Source organism: Colwellia marinimaniae (assembly GCF_002207865.1).
Taxonomy (GTDB): Bacteria; Pseudomonadota; Gammaproteobacteria; order Enterobacterales; family Alteromonadaceae; genus Colwellia; species Colwellia marinimaniae.
Genome location: NZ_BDQM01000006.1, coordinates 13,081 through 29,747, shown reverse-complemented (window position 1 = coordinate 29,747; position 16,667 = coordinate 13,081). Strand labels below are relative to the sequence as shown.

The 16,667-nt window shown below is 39.8% G+C and carries 11 protein-coding genes; 8 read left to right on the top strand and 3 right to left on the bottom strand.

What is annotated here, in order from left to right; translation table 11 throughout:
- Positions 1 to 8 precede the first annotated feature (8 nt).
- From gyrB to MTCD1_RS05405, 4 genes are all read left to right on the top strand, one after another.
- The gene (gene gyrB, locus MTCD1_RS05420) at positions 9 to 2,453 is read left to right on the top strand and encodes a DNA topoisomerase (ATP-hydrolyzing) subunit B (RefSeq protein ID WP_057183540.1); all 2,445 of its coding nucleotides are present in this window, start codon (positions 9 to 11) and stop codon (positions 2,451 to 2,453) included.
- 151 nt (positions 2,454 to 2,604) lie between these two features.
- Entirely contained in the window at positions 2,605 to 3,561 is a 957-nt protein-coding gene (gene glyQ / locus MTCD1_RS05415) for a glycine--tRNA ligase subunit alpha (RefSeq protein ID WP_057183542.1), read from the top strand.
- Positions 3,561 to 5,627 (top strand): glycine--tRNA ligase subunit beta, encoded by a 2,067-nt coding sequence (gene glyS, locus MTCD1_RS05410; RefSeq protein ID WP_057183544.1) that lies wholly within the window; start codon positions 3,561 to 3,563, stop codon positions 5,625 to 5,627. The genes glyQ and glyS overlap by 1 nt, the downstream gene beginning before the upstream one ends.
- Positions 5,628 to 5,780: 153 nt before the next feature.
- Positions 5,781 to 6,095, top strand: a complete 315-nt coding sequence (locus MTCD1_RS05405) for a TraR/DksA family transcriptional regulator (RefSeq protein WP_057183546.1) — start codon at positions 5,781 to 5,783, stop codon at positions 6,093 to 6,095.
- 466 nt (positions 6,096 to 6,561) lie between these two features.
- On the opposite strand, the gene lepB is transcribed toward MTCD1_RS05405, so the two are convergent.
- A complete protein-coding gene (lepB, locus tag MTCD1_RS05395) occupies positions 6,562 to 7,254 on the bottom strand; it encodes a signal peptidase I (protein WP_057183548.1) in 693 nt (230 codons plus the stop codon).
- 345 nt (positions 7,255 to 7,599) lie between these two features.
- Positions 7,600 to 7,845, bottom strand: coding sequence for a sulfurtransferase TusA (gene tusA, locus MTCD1_RS05390; protein ID WP_057183550.1), 246 nt, complete (start codon positions 7,843 to 7,845; stop codon positions 7,600 to 7,602).
- Positions 7,846 to 8,111: 266 nt separating this feature from the next.
- Between tusA and MTCD1_RS05385 the strand changes: the two genes are divergently transcribed.
- The 4 genes from MTCD1_RS05385 to MTCD1_RS05370 all read left to right on the top strand — a co-directional run bounded on the left by MTCD1_RS05385 (position 8,112) and on the right by MTCD1_RS05370 (position 13,565).
- Complete coding sequence (locus MTCD1_RS05385; RefSeq protein WP_235013360.1) at positions 8,112 to 9,956, top strand: lytic transglycosylase domain-containing protein; 1,845 nt, start codon at positions 8,112 to 8,114, stop codon at positions 9,954 to 9,956.
- A 143-nt stretch (positions 9,957 to 10,099) separates the two neighbouring features.
- Entirely contained in the window at positions 10,100 to 11,431 is a 1,332-nt protein-coding gene (gene pepQ / locus MTCD1_RS05380; RefSeq protein WP_057183554.1) for a Xaa-Pro dipeptidase, read from the top strand.
- 43 nt (positions 11,432 to 11,474) lie between these two features.
- Positions 11,475 to 12,092, top strand: coding sequence for a YigZ family protein (locus tag MTCD1_RS05375; RefSeq protein WP_057183556.1), 618 nt, complete (start codon positions 11,475 to 11,477; stop codon positions 12,090 to 12,092).
- Between the two features lie 21 nt (positions 12,093 to 12,113).
- Complete coding sequence (locus tag MTCD1_RS05370) at positions 12,114 to 13,565, top strand: TrkH family potassium uptake protein (protein WP_057183559.1); 1,452 nt, start codon at positions 12,114 to 12,116, stop codon at positions 13,563 to 13,565.
- Positions 13,566 to 13,649: 84 nt separating this feature from the next.
- Here MTCD1_RS05370 and MTCD1_RS05365 read toward each other — a convergent pair whose 3' ends face one another.
- A complete protein-coding gene (locus tag MTCD1_RS05365) occupies positions 13,650 to 16,589 on the bottom strand; it encodes a TolB family protein (RefSeq protein WP_057183561.1) in 2,940 nt (979 codons plus the stop codon).
- Positions 16,590 to 16,667 lie beyond the last annotated feature (78 nt).

Genomic DNA, 16,667 nt, shown 5'->3' with positions numbered 1-16,667 from the left:
CTAAAACTATGACAGTAGAAAATGAATATGGTTCGTCCAGTATTAAGGTACTAAAAGGACTTGATGCAGTACGAAAAAGACCTGGTATGTATATAGGTGACACGGATGATGGCACTGGTTTACATCATATGGTTTTTGAGGTTCTAGATAACTCAATCGATGAAGCATTAGCAGGGCATTGCTCTGAAATTGTGGTAACCATTCATTTAGATGGCTCGGTATCGGTAAAAGATGATGGCCGTGGTATCCCGACTGACATACATCCAGAAGAAGGTATATCTGCTGCTGAAGTTATTATGACTGTTTTACACGCCGGTGGTAAATTTGGTGGTGAAGATTCGGGTTATAAAGTTTCCGGTGGTCTTCATGGCGTGGGCATTTCAGTGGTAAATGCTTTAAGTGCAAAGCTTAAGTTGAATATTCGTCGCGATGGTAAATTGTTTGAACAGTTTTATTATGTAGGTGTAGCGGAAGCGCCACTTGCCGAAGTGGGTGTAAGTGATGAAACGGGTACTGAAGTACGCTTCTGGCCAAGTACCGATACCTTTACGGATGTGCTATTTCATTACGACCTATTAGTTAAACGTATTCGTGAATTATCTTTCTTAAATTCAGGCGTATCAATACATTTAATTGATGAACGTGAAGAAGGTAAAGAAGAACTTTTTTGCTATAAAGGTGGTATTCAAGCCTTTGTTGATTATTTAAATACCAATAAAACACCTGTTAATGAAGAGATATTTTATTTCGATTTAGAGCGTGACGACGGGATTATTGTCGAAGTAGCCATGCAATGGAATGATGGTTTTCAAGAAAGTATTCACTGTTTTACCAATAATATTCCACAACGTGATGGTGGTTCGCATTTAAGTGGTTTTAGAACTGCGCTTACCAGAACACTGAATTCTTATATGAACAGAGAGGGCCTGAATAAGACCAAAAAAGGTGGTAGTACTGAAACTAGTGCTACCGGTGATGATGCCCGTGAAGGTTTAACTGCGGTAATATCCGTTAAAGTACCAGATCCTAAGTTCTCATCACAAACCAAAGATAAACTTGTTTCATCTGAAGTAAAAACTGCCGTTGAACAAGCCATGGGTGAAAAGTTAGGTGAATATCTATTAGAGAATCCTTCTATTGCCCGCACCATCATTATGAAGATAGTTGATGCTGCTCGAGCTCGTGAAGCTGCCCGCAAAGCACGTGAAATGACACGTCGTAAAGGTGCTTTAGATATTGCTGGTTTACCAGGTAAGTTGGCAGATTGTCAGGAAAAAGATCCGGCCTTATCTGAAATATATATTGTGGAAGGGGACTCTGCTGGTGGTTCAGCCAAGCAGGGCCGTAATCGTAAAAACCAAGCAATTTTACCGTTAAAAGGTAAAATTCTTAACGTAGAAAAAGCACGTTTTGATAAAATGATTTCTTCGCAAGAAGTAGGTACCTTAATTACCGCATTAGGTTGTGGTATAGGTCGCGACGAATATAATCCAGACAAATTACGTTATCACAGCATTATCATCATGACCGATGCCGATGTCGATGGTTCTCATATTCGTACCTTATTACTGACATTCTTTTATCGTCAAATGCCTGAAATTATGGAACGTGGCCATATTTTTATTGCCCAGCCACCGCTTTATAAAGTGAAAAAAGGTAAGCAAGAACGCTACATTAAAGATGATGAAGGTTTAACCGAGTACTTAACAACATTAGCACTTGATAACGCCTCTGTTCATGTTAATGAAGATGCACCGGGAATATCGGGTACTAGCTTAGAACAGTTAGTAAATCAATATCGTAAAACCATGGATATAGTTAAACGTCTATCTAGACAGATGCCTGCTGATATTTTAGAGAAGATGATTTATAGCAGAACTATCACCACTGAAGACTTTTCCGATGAAAGTAAAGTGCAAGACTGGACCAAAGATATTATTACTCAACTAGAAAATCAAGATGGTAACGGTTCAATCTATCAAGTTGAAGTGAAGCATAACCAAGAGCGTAATATATATTACCCGAACTTTATTGTTAGAAAACATGGTATCGATAAAGAATATCATTGCAGTTATGAGCTTTTACAATCAAAAGAGTTTGCCGCAATTATGTCATTAAACACAGAAATTAATGGCTTGATGGAAGATGGCGCTTACGTTAAACGTGGTGATAAAGTTAAGTCAGTAGATACCTTTGATGAAGCTTTGGAATGGTTAATGACAGAATCGAAACGTGGTCTATACATCCAGCGTTATAAAGGGCTAGGAGAAATGAACCCTGAGCAGCTTTGGGAAACTACCATGGATCCTGACACACGACGTATGTTACAGGTAACTATCGAAGATGCCATTGCTGCGGATCAACTGTTTACCACCTTGATGGGTGATCATGTAGAACCGCGCAGGAAATTTATCGAAGAAAATGCCTTACGAGTTTCAAACTTAGATATATAGTTCTTATTAAAGCTTAAATAAGATGCCCGGTCTTCATGTCTGGGCATTTTTGTAGCATAAACATTATAATCGTCAGATGTAAAAAGCGCATGATAATTCCCAGCAAAGACCCTTTGCTCAGTTAACTAAGACAAAAGTGAATTTGAACACCATGACAACTTACCAAAGTAAAACTTTTCAAGGCTTAATTTTACAGTTGCAAGATTACTGGTCACGTCAAGGTTGTGCAATCGTACAACCTCTTGATTTAGAAGTTGGGGCAGGTACCTTCCATCCCATGACTTTTTTACGCTCAATTGGCCCTGAGCCGATCAGCAGTGCCTATGTACAACCTTGCCGACGTCCCACCGATGGTCGTTATGGTGAAAATCCAAATCGCTTACAGCACTATTATCAATTTCAAGTGATGCTAAAACCATCGCCAAAAAATATTCAGCAGCTTTACCTCAACTCGCTAAAAGAGTTAGGTATCGATCCTCTGGTGCATGATATTCGGTTTGTTGAAGATAACTGGGAATCACCTACCTTAGGTGCTTGGGGTTTAGGTTGGGAAATTTGGTTGAACGGCATGGAAATATCTCAATTTACCTACTTCCAACAAGTGGGTGGTTTAGAGTGTAAGCCAGTTACCGGTGAGATTACTTACGGCTTAGAGCGCTTAGCAATGTATATTCAAAATGTGGATAGCATTTATGATCTAGTGTGGACTGATGGCCCATTAGGAACTATCTATTACCGTGATATTTTTCACCAAAATGAAGTCGAGCAATCAACCTATAACTTTGAATACGCGGATGTTGACGCACTATTTAAGCAATTTGACCAATGTGAAAAAGAGAGTAAAAAACTGATTGAGGTAAACTTACCATTACCCGCTTATGAGCAAGTAATGAAAGCATCCCATGCCTTTAATATGCTTGATGCTCGCCATGCGATATCAGTAACTGAACGTCAGCGATATATTTTACGTGTCCGTACCTTATCTAAAGCCGTAGCAGAATCATATTACCAAAAACGTAAAGAGCTTGGCTTTCCCTTATGTAAAAATAGTGAAGGTAAAAATAATGATGCCAGTACGAAGCAAGCTTCAGCTAAAGGAGATAAATAATGACTACTGAGACACTCCTTATTGAGCTTGGTACAGAAGAGTTACCACCAAAATCATTAAAAACATTAGCGATAGCTTTTTATGACAATATTAAAAGCCAACTCGATAGCCATAATTTAACTTATAGCGATATTAAGTGGTTTGCTACTCCGCGCCGTTTAGCTGTACAAGTTTTTGATTTAGTTGATAAACAACCAGATAAAATTGTAGAAAAGCGTGGCCCAGCAGTTAATGTTGCTTTTGATGATGCCGGTAATGCCAGCAGAGCAGCGCAAGGGTGGGCAAGATCCAATGGTATCGATGTTGAGCAAGCCGAGCGTCTAGTAACCGATAAAGGTGAGTGGTTACTGTACCGTGCGACAGTTGCGGGGAAATATGTTACTGAATTAGTGCCGGATATGGTAACAAGCGCATTAAGTAAGTTACCCATTGCTAAACCAATGCGTTGGGGCGCTGAACGTATTCAGTTTATTCGTCCTGTGCACACGTTAACTATGCTTTATGGTAGCGAAATAATTGCTGGTGAAGCCCTTGGCGTCAGTTCAAGTAACCAAGTGCAAGGTCATCGCTTTCATCATGAAGGTTTAGTGACCATTAATCATGCTAACGATTACCAAGCCGAATTAATCAAAGCTTATGTAGAAGTCGACTTTAACGTAAGACAAAGTAAAATTGTTGCGCAAATAAAACAAGTCGCTAAAGATATTGACGCTGTCGCTCTAATTGATGAAGAGTTACTAAACGAAGTCACGGCATTAGTTGAATGGCCGGTAACCTTAGTAGGTACCTTTGATGAAAAATTCTTAAATGTTCCCGCTGAGCCATTAATATACTCGATGAAAGATCATCAGAAGTATTTTCCGGTAACCGATCATCAAGGCCGATTGGTTAACAAATTTATTTTTGTTGCCAATATCGAATCTAAAGATCCAAATACCGTTATTTTTGGTAATGAGAAGGTGATTCGCCCACGTTTGGCTGACGCTGAATTTTTCTTTAAAACAGATAAAAAACAGACTTTGGCATCAAGACTAGCCAGCCTTGAATCAGTATTATTTCAAAAGCAACTGGGTACACTGAAAGCAAAGTCTGAGCGAATCGCCACTTTATCTCAGTTCATTGCCGAACAGTTAAACGAGAATGCACAAGATGCGTACCGTGCTGGCTTACTGAGTAAAACCGACTTGATGACAGAAATGGTACTAGAGTTTCCCCAAGTGCAAGGCACTATGGGTAAGTACTATGCATTGCATGATGGTGAAAATGAAAATATTGCCCAAGCACTGGAAGATCAATACCGGCCACGTTTTGCTGGTGATAGTCTACCTGAAGCCAATATTGGCTGTGCAGTCGCTATCAGTGATAAAATTGATACTTTAGTCGGTATCTTTGGTATTAATCAGGCTCCTAAGGGCGATAAAGACCCCTTTGCGCTACGAAGAGCAGCCATTGGTAGTATTCGTATCATCATTGAAAAACAGCTCGATTTAGACCTTGCCGTGTTAATTAACAAAAGTATCGAGTTATTTGGCGATAAATTAGTTAATAACAATACCGCTAGTGATGTCCTTGAATTTATTATGGGTCGATTCCGTGCCTTCTATCAAGAACAGGGTATTAGGGTTGATGTTATCCAAGCGGTATTGGCTAAAAAGCCCAGCGCACCACTTGATTTTGAAAAGCGTATTAAAGCCGTTACCTTCTTTGGTAAATTGCCGGAAGCAGCGACACTTGCTGCCGCAAATAAGCGTGTTGGTAATATACTGGCTAAATTTGATGGTGAGCTATATCAAGCCTTTAACAAAGATTTAGCAACAGAACAAGCGGAAAACGATTTAGCAAATATCTATCAAGAAATAAGCTTGAAAGTAGCTCCCTTGATGGCTGATAAAAATTACCAAGCCGCACTGACTGAATTAGCACAGCTTAAAACACCTATAGATACTTTCTTTGATAGTGTTATGGTGATGAGTGATGATGAAGCAGTTAAAATTAACCGGTTAACCTTGCTGAATGAAATTAGAAATAGTTTCTTTGCCATAGCGGATATATCAGTGCTGCAGTAATAAACTCAGCGACAAAATAGCGATAAAAGGTCATGGTAACATGGCCTTTTTTTATGGCTGAAATTTGAGCTAGAGCAATAATAACAGTACAAATAGGCGTAAGGTGAATGTAAGAGCTAATATAAAGAGATACCGAGTCATAAGGAGCTGTTTATGCCAAGCAAAGAAATCACAATATTATTGAAAAATAAACAAACACAGCTAACCAAGCGCATTGCCGCCATAGAAGCTGACTTCCATAAAGGTAGATCACAGGATTTTTCTGAGCAAGCTACGGAGACAGAAAATGATGGTGTACTTGATGAAATACATCACGAAGCAAAGTTAGAATTAACCTTAGTTAAATCGGCATTACAACGAATAGCCGAAGGATTATACGGACATTGTGAGGAGTGTGATGAATTGATAAACCCAGACCGTTTATCGGCGTTACCTTATACAAGCAAATGTATTAACTGTGCACTTTAGGCTCTGTTGTTGTTGTTGAGTGTGGGCGAGTAAACAAGCGAGACGCATCCATGGGGCTCTGCACAAGCATCAGGACAGTGTGCTCCTGCACTGTCTAGTAAGGGTATATCCATATACCGTCATGCTTGTGACGCTCGCTTTTATCACACCACCAACACTCACAGTAAAATCAATAGCCTTACTATATTACCAACACCTAACTACAACACCGCTGCTTTAACATGCAAGAAAATCAGCTAGGAGATGAGAATGACAGTAGAGAAACATAACTTACACCGCGAATTCCCACATTTAACCGATGAAATACAGCACTTATAAATGAATGACAACTATTTTTATAGAAGCTTTAATGAGTATCATGAAGTTGATAAATAAATTCACCGAATAGAGTAGGGTGTTGGAAATAGCGGCATAGCTATTACCATAAAATAGGCATTGCCAACCCCCGTTCGGTTTTTTCTATTAGTTAGATACCATAAATATCTTTGAAAAATCGTTTAGCGCGGGGAAGATAAAAATTATTATAATCTACAGAAAATGCGATAGCTGTTGCCTTGCCTCGCAACTCTTGATGTGGCACAAAGCCATAAACACGAGAATCGGCACTATGGCGGCGATTGTCACCTAACACGAGATAATGACCCGCAGGTACCGTTATCGGGCCAAAATTGCTAAGCCTATTACTTGCTGTGTTATAAATGTTTATCTGATGTTTAATATTCGCTAATTTTTCTATTGTTACCGTTACACTCGTTGAATCTGCTGACCAGGTACTTTTACTTGAAGGGCTATAAGATAAGGCTAAACCGTTTATTTCAATAACTTCATTGTTCATCGCGACGACATCACCAGGTAAACCCACAATTCGTTTAATTAATCGAAGAGCAGCCGCTTTAGATTCGAAGACTACAATTTCTCCACGTTGTGGTGTATTAAGGGCAAGTAATATTATATCGGTAAAGGGCAAGCGTAAATCATAGGCCATTTTGCTTACCACTATGCGATCACCTACTTTAATGGTGGGCTGCATTGAACCGCTAGGTACTGAATACCAGTCAGCAACAGCACTACGAACTACCGACATTAGTAAAATAAAAATAAGCAGTTTTTTATTACTTAGTAAAATTGCAATGAGTTTATTATTGCTAGCTTTTAGCATTATGTCTTGCTCCCTATGTAAATACCTACCAGCTATAAGGCAACATAAAAGCATGATAGTTCCACACAGAAATACTTACTTAACCTGAACTCTGGATAATGAGTGCTTGATGGTTTAGTAAAAACAACAATTTACGATTATTAAGAATAACATTTACAAAATCAGTCGCGATATATGTTATCAATGTTTCAATTTATTCGATTATCAAGGCATAACGTTTATGAATAACGAGTTATTTATCGACGTTTTAACGCTGATAATCAGATAAAGGGGAATATTGAGCAAGTGCTGCTTATCCAGAGTTCAGGTTACTTACAACTTGCTAAGAAAAACACTGCGTCAGGGTTAACTTTTTTTTATCACATACAGATAGGGTAGTTTTTCTGTTTGCTTAGCCAGAAGCTCATGCTCCATAAAGCGACAAAAGCTTGGAATATCTCTAGCGGTAGAAGGGTCATCACATTTAATTAATAAGGTCTCACCGCTGGCGATTTTTCGAATATTCATACGAACCATCATCACGGGCTCGGGACAGCGCAATCCTATAGCGTCAAGCATATGATCTGTTTGTTGAAAAATAGTAGTAAGCATAAACGGGTATTTACAGAGTGAGTTAAATAATAATTATACCCTATTAAAACAATTCAACATAAGAAATAAAGCAATTTCAGCTTTAAAAAACAGCTTCAGCTATACTCAAACTATTGTCATTAGTTAGACAAACGATGCACAATTTCAGTCTAAATCTATATAGCTACGTCGAGGTACCAGTGAAAAACATACTTAAATTTATATTATGGTCAGTTTGTATCTTTGCCTCAATAAATCTGTCAAAAGCCAATGAAAGTTTGCAGATAATGACAGATGTCGACCAGCAAAAAAAATTTTTAAAGGCTGAGAAACTATTAGCAATAAGCTATTCTGAGCAGTATAAAAGTCTCTATAACCAACTGTATTACTACCCATTACAGCCCTATTTAGAGCAAGGTCGTTTAATGGCAACGATGCAGTTATCATCGGCAGGTGAAATTTCGGTTTTTTTAGAAAAATATCGGCACTCACCATTAGATTGGCCACTGAGAAAGGCGTGGTTAAAGTACTTAGCAAAAAAAAATAACGGCACACTCTTTCTCGAATTTTATAAAAAATCTAGTAATACGGCGTTGACCTGTCAAAAGCTGAAATTCTCATTAACAGCAGGTATGCCAGCAAGCGTGGTGTTACCGCAAGTGACAAAATTATGGTTAGTGGGTAAGTCGTTAGATAAAGCCTGTGATCCGCTAATTGACCAGTGGCAACAAGCGGGCTATAGAACGAATGAACTAGTTTGGCAACGTATTGTCTTGGCGGCAGAGGGTGGTCAACAGACACTAATCCCTTATTTAACAAGATTTCTTGCTAAAGAACAGCAATACTTGGGCCGGTTATGGCATCAAGTAAGGCGTGACCCTGCAACCGTAGTACGGCAAGATAAATTTATTAAAAAATCGCTAAAAGAGAGTCAAATTTATACTTATGGCATTAAGCGGTTGGTATGGCGTGATGCCGATAAAGCGTTGGCGAGTTATAAAAAGGCGCAGCTAGCTTTCACCTTTTCAAGCAGACAAAACCAACAGATAGCAGAGAAGTTTGCTGTGGCTTTAGCCAGTAAAAATCACGTACAAGCAGGGGCTTGGTTGGAGAAAGTAGATCCAGTAAATATAGATGCTAGTATCATGCAATGGCAGTTAATCGAGGTGTTGAAGCAACAAAATTGGCACTTAGTACTGCAAGCGTTAGCCAAAATGCCGGGGAAATATAAAACCGAGTTACAGTGGCAGTATTGGTATGCTAGGGCACTGATCGCTACTGATAAACTTGAACGAGGTCAAGATGTCATGAGTGAGTTAGCAACTAAACGCCATTACTATGGCTTTCTGGCAGCGAGTTATTTAGAAACACCAGTCAGTTTACAACATAGTCCTTTAGCAATAACTAACCAGGAAAAAAAAGGTGTATTGTTGCACCCCGCTGGGAAGCGGGCATTTGAGTTTTACTACTTGGGACGCTATGTTGAAGCGCGTAGAGAATGGCGCTATTGGCTTAGCCAACTCAATTATCGGGAAAAACTCGTGGCGGCAAAATTAGCCAATGAAAATGGCTGGTTTGATCGCGCTATTTTTACCTTAGCTCAGGTTGGCTATTTAGATGATGTCGAGTTACGTTTCCCAAAAGCATTTGATAAGAAAATTACCCAACATGCACAACAGCAGGAAATAAATCCTGCTTGGGCTTTTGCTATAACTCGACGTGAAAGTTCGTTTATGACCGATGCTCATTCATCGGTAGGGGCGAAGGGTTTGATGCAATTAATGCCTAATACCGCCAAGCAACTGAAACGCGGTCGTGTCAGTCGACAATACCTATACAATGCGGAGAATAATATCCAACTAGGGACAAGGTATTTACGTAAATTACTTGATAAAAACAAGGGTAATCAGCTACTTGCTACAGCATCTTATAATGCCGGACCTTATAGAGTAAAAAAATGGTTAAAAAATGCCAGTGCCATGCCAGCTGATATTTGGATAGAAACCATACCGTTTAAAGAAACACGAAACTATGTAAAAAGTGTCTTAGCGTATCAAGAGATTTATCAGCACCAGCCCGGGCAGATTAGTCGGGTTTTTGAACAAGTTATTAATATGAATATTGGCGATTAGTTAAAACCTCGACATCAGCGAGTAATTGCCAAGTTTAATGCACAGATCTAGCCGCCGCCTTTCTTTTGTCAATAGCGTGCTTTTTGAGGTGTATGCTATCATGAGGCAAATTTCTTGATGGCCGTCTTTCGGAGACATAATATATGACAACACTTAATGCTAAGTTGGCTAGCCAATACCCAGCTCATATTGCCCAATTGCAACAGATGACTAAAGCTGCACTTTCCCGTGAAAACCTAGAAGGTTTAGTTATCCATTCTGGACAAGAAATTAAGGCCTTTCTTGACGATAACTGTTACCCATTTAAAGTTAACCCTCATTTTAAATATTGGCTGCCATTAATTGAACTGCCAAACTCTTGGTTGGTGGTTAATGGCGAAGATAAACCAACCTTAATCTATTATCAGCCAGTGGATTTTTGGCATAAAATTACCCCGTTAAGTGAAAGTTATTGGGGGGAATATATTAATATTAAAATTTTAACGAATGCGAGTGAAGTCGATAAATTACTGCCTTATGATAAAAAGGGTTTTGCCTATATTGGCAGTCATATTGAAGTGGCAAAAGCCTTAGGTTTTGAAGCTATTAATCCTGAATCCTTGCTTAATTATATTCATTACCACCGTGGCTATAAAAGTAAATATGAGCATGAGTGTCTTCGTCAATCTAATACTTTGGCAGTAAAGGCACACCAAGCGGCTCGTAACGCTTTTTTACAAGGTGATAGTGAATATGATATTCAACAGGCTTACCTTAAGTCTATCGGTTATGGTACTAACGATACCCCATACGGTAATATTGTCGCGTTAAATAAAAACTGTTCAATTTTACACTATATGTCTTTGGATAAAGTGCCCCCGCAGGCGCATCGCTCATTTCTTATCGATGCCGGCGCTAACTTTAATGGTTATGCGGCTGACATTACCCGTACCTATTCCTATAAAAATGATAAGTTTGCCGAACTCATTGTTCGTATGGATCAATTGATGCTTAAGGCCGTGGCAGGATTAAAACCTGGTGTCAGTTATGTCGATCTTCATATTGAAACACATAGAGCGATTGGCCAAGTATTACGTGATTTTAACTTTATCAATGTTGACGCTGATATTGCCGTTGAGTCTGGCATTATCTCTACCTTCTTCCCCCATGGTTTGGGTCATCATTTAGGACTACAAGTTCATGATGTTGGTGGTTTTATGGCCGATGAACGTGGCACTCATGTAGATACACCCGCCAGTCATCCATTTTTACGTACCTCTCGACTGATAGAAGCCAATCAGGTCTTTACTATTGAACCTGGCTTATACTTTATTGATTCATTATTGGCAGAGCTAAAAGCATCGCCTAATGCCGACCAAGTTAATTGGAAAAATGTTGATGAAATGCGTTGTTTTGGTGGTATTCGTATTGAAGATAATATTATTGTCCATCAGTCTCATAATGAGAATATGACCAGAGATTTAGGCTTAAACTAAACTTAATTAAAGTAAACCAAGCTTAGAGAAGTAAAAGTATATTGTGACTAAGTCTTTTCCTATCGCGGTTAATAATGTCGAAGATGAGATCATTATTAACCGCAGTCGTTTTATCTGCTATTTACGCCCCTGCGACGATATAGTGGCAGCAAAAGCTATGCTCAAAGAGTTACAGCATCTTCATCCGCAAGCTAGCCATCATTGTCATGCTTTTTTAACCAGAGCAGCCGGAGATAGTCAAGGCTATGGTTTTTCTGATGATGGCGAGCCGAGCGGAACTGCGGGTAAACCTATGTTACTAGCCTTGCAAGGTGGTGGTGTAGGTCAAGTCTGCGCTGTTGTAGTTCGCTACTTTGGCGGTACTAAATTAGGCACAGGCGGTTTGCAAAGAGCATATGGTGGCAGTGTACGCCAAGCCTTAGGCTTTTTGCAGTCAAAAATTAAAATAGCTATGGTACACAAAACCTTAGCATGTCAATATAGCCAAGTAGATGATATTTTGCATTTACTTAAGCAAGTTGAAGGTCATGTTATAGCTCAAGATTATCAACAAACAGTCATTTTCAGGCTTGCCATTCCAAGTCAAAATTTGGCTTTAATGCAAGATCAGTTACACACCTTGTCATCCGGGCAATTACAGTTAACCACTCTCGAACAATAAAGCGAACAAGAAAAATAACACGTGCAATATAAAAATATTATCCGAATTCTAGGTTTGATGGTTGCGTTACTGAGTGTGACCATGCTGCCACCTGCGTTAATTTCATTAATCTATCGCGATGGTGGCGGCTTATCTTTTATTCTGGCTTTTCTCTGGTGTCTTGGCACCGGCTTATTGGCTTGGTATCCTAACCGTTATGAAAAAACAGACCTTAAAGCCAGAGAGGGCTTTTTAATTGTCGTGCTCTTTTGGTTAGTTTTAGCCAGTTTCTCTGCTATTCCGTTGATGTTATTAGATCAACCCAATTTATCGGTCACCGATGCCTTCTTTGAATCTTTCTCCGGGTTAACGACTACCGGGGCAACTATTTTAAATCACATTGACGATTTACCTCATGCGGTCTTATGGTATCGCCAGCAATTACAGTGGTTAGGAGGTATGGGTATAATTGTTTTAGCTGTTGCCGTATTACCTATGCTAGGTATTGGTGGTATGCAGCTATATCGCGCTGAGACACCAGGCCCAGTGAAAGATTCAAAAATGACGCCTCGTATTGCCGATACCGCAAAACACTTGTGGTACATCTATTTAGGGTTAACTATCGCGTGTGCGTTAGCTTATTGGCTTGCCGGTATGTCTGGTTTTGATGCCATTTGTCATGCTTTTTCAACCATTGCTATTGGCGGTTTTTCTACCCACGATGCCAGTATGGGCTACTTTAATAGCCCTGCTATCAATCTGGTTTGTGTCAGCTTCTTACTTATTGCCGGGGTTAACTTTGCCTTGCACTATGCCGCACTACAAAATAAATCGCTGAAAAATTACTTCTTTGACCCAGAATTCAAAGTTTTTATTGGTATCCAAGTGGTGCTGCTTATTATTTGTTTTACCGTGTTAATAAGTACCGGCACATACCAAGATGCTGATCATGCATTTGATCAAGCTCTATTCCAATCGGTTTCAATTAGTACTACGGCGGGGTTTACCACAACATCCTTTGCTGATTGGCCAACCTTATTGCCTATGTTACTTATTTTTTCTAGTTTCATTGGTGGTTGCGCTGGTAGTACTGGCGGCGGCATGAAGGTCGTACGTGTGGTGTTACTCTATTTACAAGGTCTTCGTGAGTTAAATAAACTGGTTCACCCTAGGGCCCTTTTTAGCATCAAGTTCGGCCGGAAAGTTTTACCTGATCGCGTAGTTGAGGCAGTATGGGGCTTCTTTTCTGCTTATGCCGCTGTGTTTGTTATTTGTATGTTATTACTACTTGCCACTGGCATGGATAACATGACCGCCTTCACCGCGGTTGCTGCTTGTATTAATAACCTAGGACCAGGGCTAGGAGAGGTGGCCGCTAATTTCTCATCGATTAATGATATGAGTAAATGGGTATTAATTATGGCAATGCTGTTTGGCCGTTTAGAGATATTTACTCTGTTAGTTTTATTTACACCGGGGTTCTGGCGTACATAAGAGCCATTATTTGTATATTTAGCCGTACCAATCAATATACCTGTTTCAGCGTGCTTGAATGGTACGGCTAGAGCTATCTATAAATTACCACTTGTAACTAAAGGCAACCCAGCCTTGAGTATCAGAGCTATCATTTTCTGGGTTTACCTGTGCTAAGCCATAATTTATCACTAAATTAGTTAAACCAGTAAAACCAAAGTCATTATGTAAACTACCTTTAACACCGTAACTATCGATAACGGCTTGTTCAGCCATTTTATGACGAGTATAAAAAACTTCAACAAAGCCTAAGGGTATATAAGCTTGATATGCTTGATAGTCATTAGCCGTTTGTCGATAAAAGGCTAATTCAGGCGACAATTGCTTATTTAAGTGTGCTTTTTCTTGAATTAATGTTGAAGAGTAACCACCTAAACTGAGTATATCGCCAGCATCCTCTGAGCGGTGCGCCCATAGGTAATTAAAGCCTAAGCCATAATCATGAATATGTGCACTTAAGTTAATCAAGCCATTACTACCGGTATAACTGCCGTCATTACCCTTAACTTCAGCTTGCTCATCTTGACCGGTAATTAACTGGACATTTACTGCTTGTGATATGCCCCAGCTTTGTTGGTCATGCGACCAGCTTTGCTCAATGCCTAGAGCAAAAAAGTGACTGGAAAAATCTACACCTTGGCTATTTTCAAAGCTTGCAGCCTGCACTTGGGCAAATAAATCGACCGTAAGCGTTGCTACGCTATAGGGGTAGAGTGCTTCTAAAAAGAGTCCTTTCTCAGATGTTTTACCTAAGGCTAAGGCATCACTACCTTGTTGGTCAGTTTTTAAATTAAATAGGTAGCTGTGAGCCAATAATTTAACCGGCCAGCCTTGCCATCGTATAGCCGCCGAGGCACCAGAAATAATATGATTAAAAACATCTTGGCTGGCGTTTACTTGCCAATCAAAACGAGACAGTACATCGCCAGACTTATAACCTAGCTCAAGCATACTACTACTCGCTGAATAAGTACTTTCAGCCAGGGTTATTGTGCCTTGTTGCGGACCTATGCCATAGGGCGATTGTTCACCAATGCTTTCATCGATGGCGATACTCGCCTCGGCTAGCTTTAAGTTATCGGACAAGTTTTGGCCAATAGCCGAACTTGTGGTGGTGTTGGTGATTATTTGCTTATTTGCCTTGCTTAAATCAAGCTGATACACATCGGGTCCTTGAGCATTTATGGCTAAATGTAGCAGCTTATTATCGCCGTTAACCATAGGCCAAGTAATGACTTGCTCTCCTGAGGTAATTGCAGATAATTTTTTCTTGGAAAAATCATACTCATATAAGCGAGTAGCACCATTTAAACCGGCGACAAAATACAGCGATTGACCATCTTTTGACCATTCAGGAAAAGACAGAAATTGATAGTGCTGTGGCAGTGGAATTATTTGTTCTTGGCTTCCATGCAACTGGCGAACTTTTAATTGCCATTTATTATTCAAACTTGAACTGACATAAGCAAAGCTTTTCGACGCTGAACCATCAGGTGTTGGCCTAAGTCGAGGAAAGTCATAAACCTGCTCTAGGCTTTGTGGCGTTAATTCCGCGGTTATTTCACCTAAAGATTCAGGTATTAAACTTACTTTAACTAATTGCGAATAGCCGAAACGACTGCGTTCAGCAATGAGGTATTGGCCATTTTTACTAATGTCAAAACGACGAAGGTTAGCATTTTTCGTCAGTTGTTTGACAGTATTGCTCGGTAAATGCCAAGAAAATAGATCTTGGTGGTAGTCGTTTTTGCTCGCTAAACTACGGGCACCATAAATAATAGTATCCTTATTTAACCAGCGAGGGTTGTTTATACCACGATCATTTCTTTGATTTAAGGTGTAGGCAACTTCTCGCTTAAAAACACTTGGCTTTTTATCGGCAATGTCTTCTGGGTCATCAGCTAATAGCTCTTCAACTTGTTTGTTAAACTCTTCGATCTTTTTGGTGTTTTCACTGGTTTTATAGATTTGTAACTTAGTGGTATTACCATCATCGGTTCTTTCGGTTTCAACAATAGCGAGGTAATCACCTTGTGGACTTAAACTCGGCTCACCGACAGAGCCAGATAAATCTAACCATAATGTTGAGCTATTATCTTCGTTACTGTCTGCACGTAATTGTGCTTCATGTTGCATGGCTTTATAGGTATATTCAGCAACAAAACGCTGATAGAGGTGTTGAGCAGTGTCAGGGAATACGCCTTTAAAGGCTTGCTCAAAATCACGTTGTTCCACGGCTGACCAACGCGTCCATACAGCATCAAGGGTGTCTTGACCGTATTTTTCTTCTAACCATTGTAAATATCGAACACCGACCAGATAAGCCATAGCACCAGACATAAAGCTATCATCGGCTTTATTGAGTTGTTTATAGCTGGGTAGGGCACCTTGGCGGGCAAACTGTTCAATGATGGCCTCAACCTGATTGTTAAATAACCGACCACGACCAGTCAGTTTAGATTCGAGTAAGGTGGCATAACCTTCACTGACCCAGCGTTCACCATTAATTTGTGCAGCATCAAAAATATCATACCAATTGGCTAAGTTGTTGCGCCATTTACTCCGGCTCTTTTGCGCCAAATGCACTAGGTGTACATATTCATGTAATACCAGTAACTGTTGCCAACCCGTAGTGTTGGCAATAATGCTGTCTGATTGTGGCGGTGTGGTAAATAAAGCCATATAAGGTCGATGACTTAATGGCAAGGCAAAGCCATTGGCGGCATTATAGGGATCGATAATATAAGCATCGACCTTTTCCGTTAATACTCTACCTTGTTGCTCTTTGATTAATTGACGGACAACTTCCATTTCTCTGGCACTTGATAAAGCCCATTGGCGATACTCAGGAGTGAAATGAACTCGAAAATTTTTCGTTTCAAACGTTTGCCAGTCTTGAGCACTATCAACAAGCTCTGCTTGGCTATTAAAGGTCATACTCGTTAACGCTAATGTTATCGCTGTGAATATTCGGGAAGCTTTCATAAAAATCCTTGTAAATTAGGGCTTGGGTTGCTGTATTCAGGGGGGATTATTACAGCTAATCAATCCAAGGATAAGTGA

Bases quoted from the DNA above. Each gene is read 5' to 3' on its own strand.
- gyrB (WP_057183540.1), top strand. From the start codon at position 9: ATGACAGTAGAAAATGAATATGGTTCGTCCAGTATTAAGGTACTAAAA.
- glyQ (WP_057183542.1), top strand. From the start codon at position 2,605: ATGACAACTTACCAAAGTAAAACTTTTCAAGGCTTAATTTTACAGTTG.
- glyS (WP_057183544.1), top strand. From the start codon at position 3,561: ATGACTACTGAGACACTCCTTATTGAGCTTGGTACAGAAGAGTTACCA.
- MTCD1_RS05405 (WP_057183546.1), top strand. From the start codon at position 5,781: ATGCCAAGCAAAGAAATCACAATATTATTGAAAAATAAACAAACACAG.
- lepB (WP_057183548.1), bottom strand. From the start codon at position 7,254: ATGCTAAAAGCTAGCAATAATAAACTCATTGCAATTTTACTAAGTAAT.
- tusA (WP_057183550.1), bottom strand. From the start codon at position 7,845: ATGCTTACTACTATTTTTCAACAAACAGATCATATGCTTGACGCTATA.
- MTCD1_RS05385 (WP_235013360.1), top strand. From the start codon at position 8,112: ATGACAGATGTCGACCAGCAAAAAAAATTTTTAAAGGCTGAGAAACTA.
- pepQ (WP_057183554.1), top strand. From the start codon at position 10,100: ATGACAACACTTAATGCTAAGTTGGCTAGCCAATACCCAGCTCATATT.
- MTCD1_RS05365 (WP_057183561.1), bottom strand. From the start codon at position 16,589: ATGAAAGCTTCCCGAATATTCACAGCGATAACATTAGCGTTAACGAGT.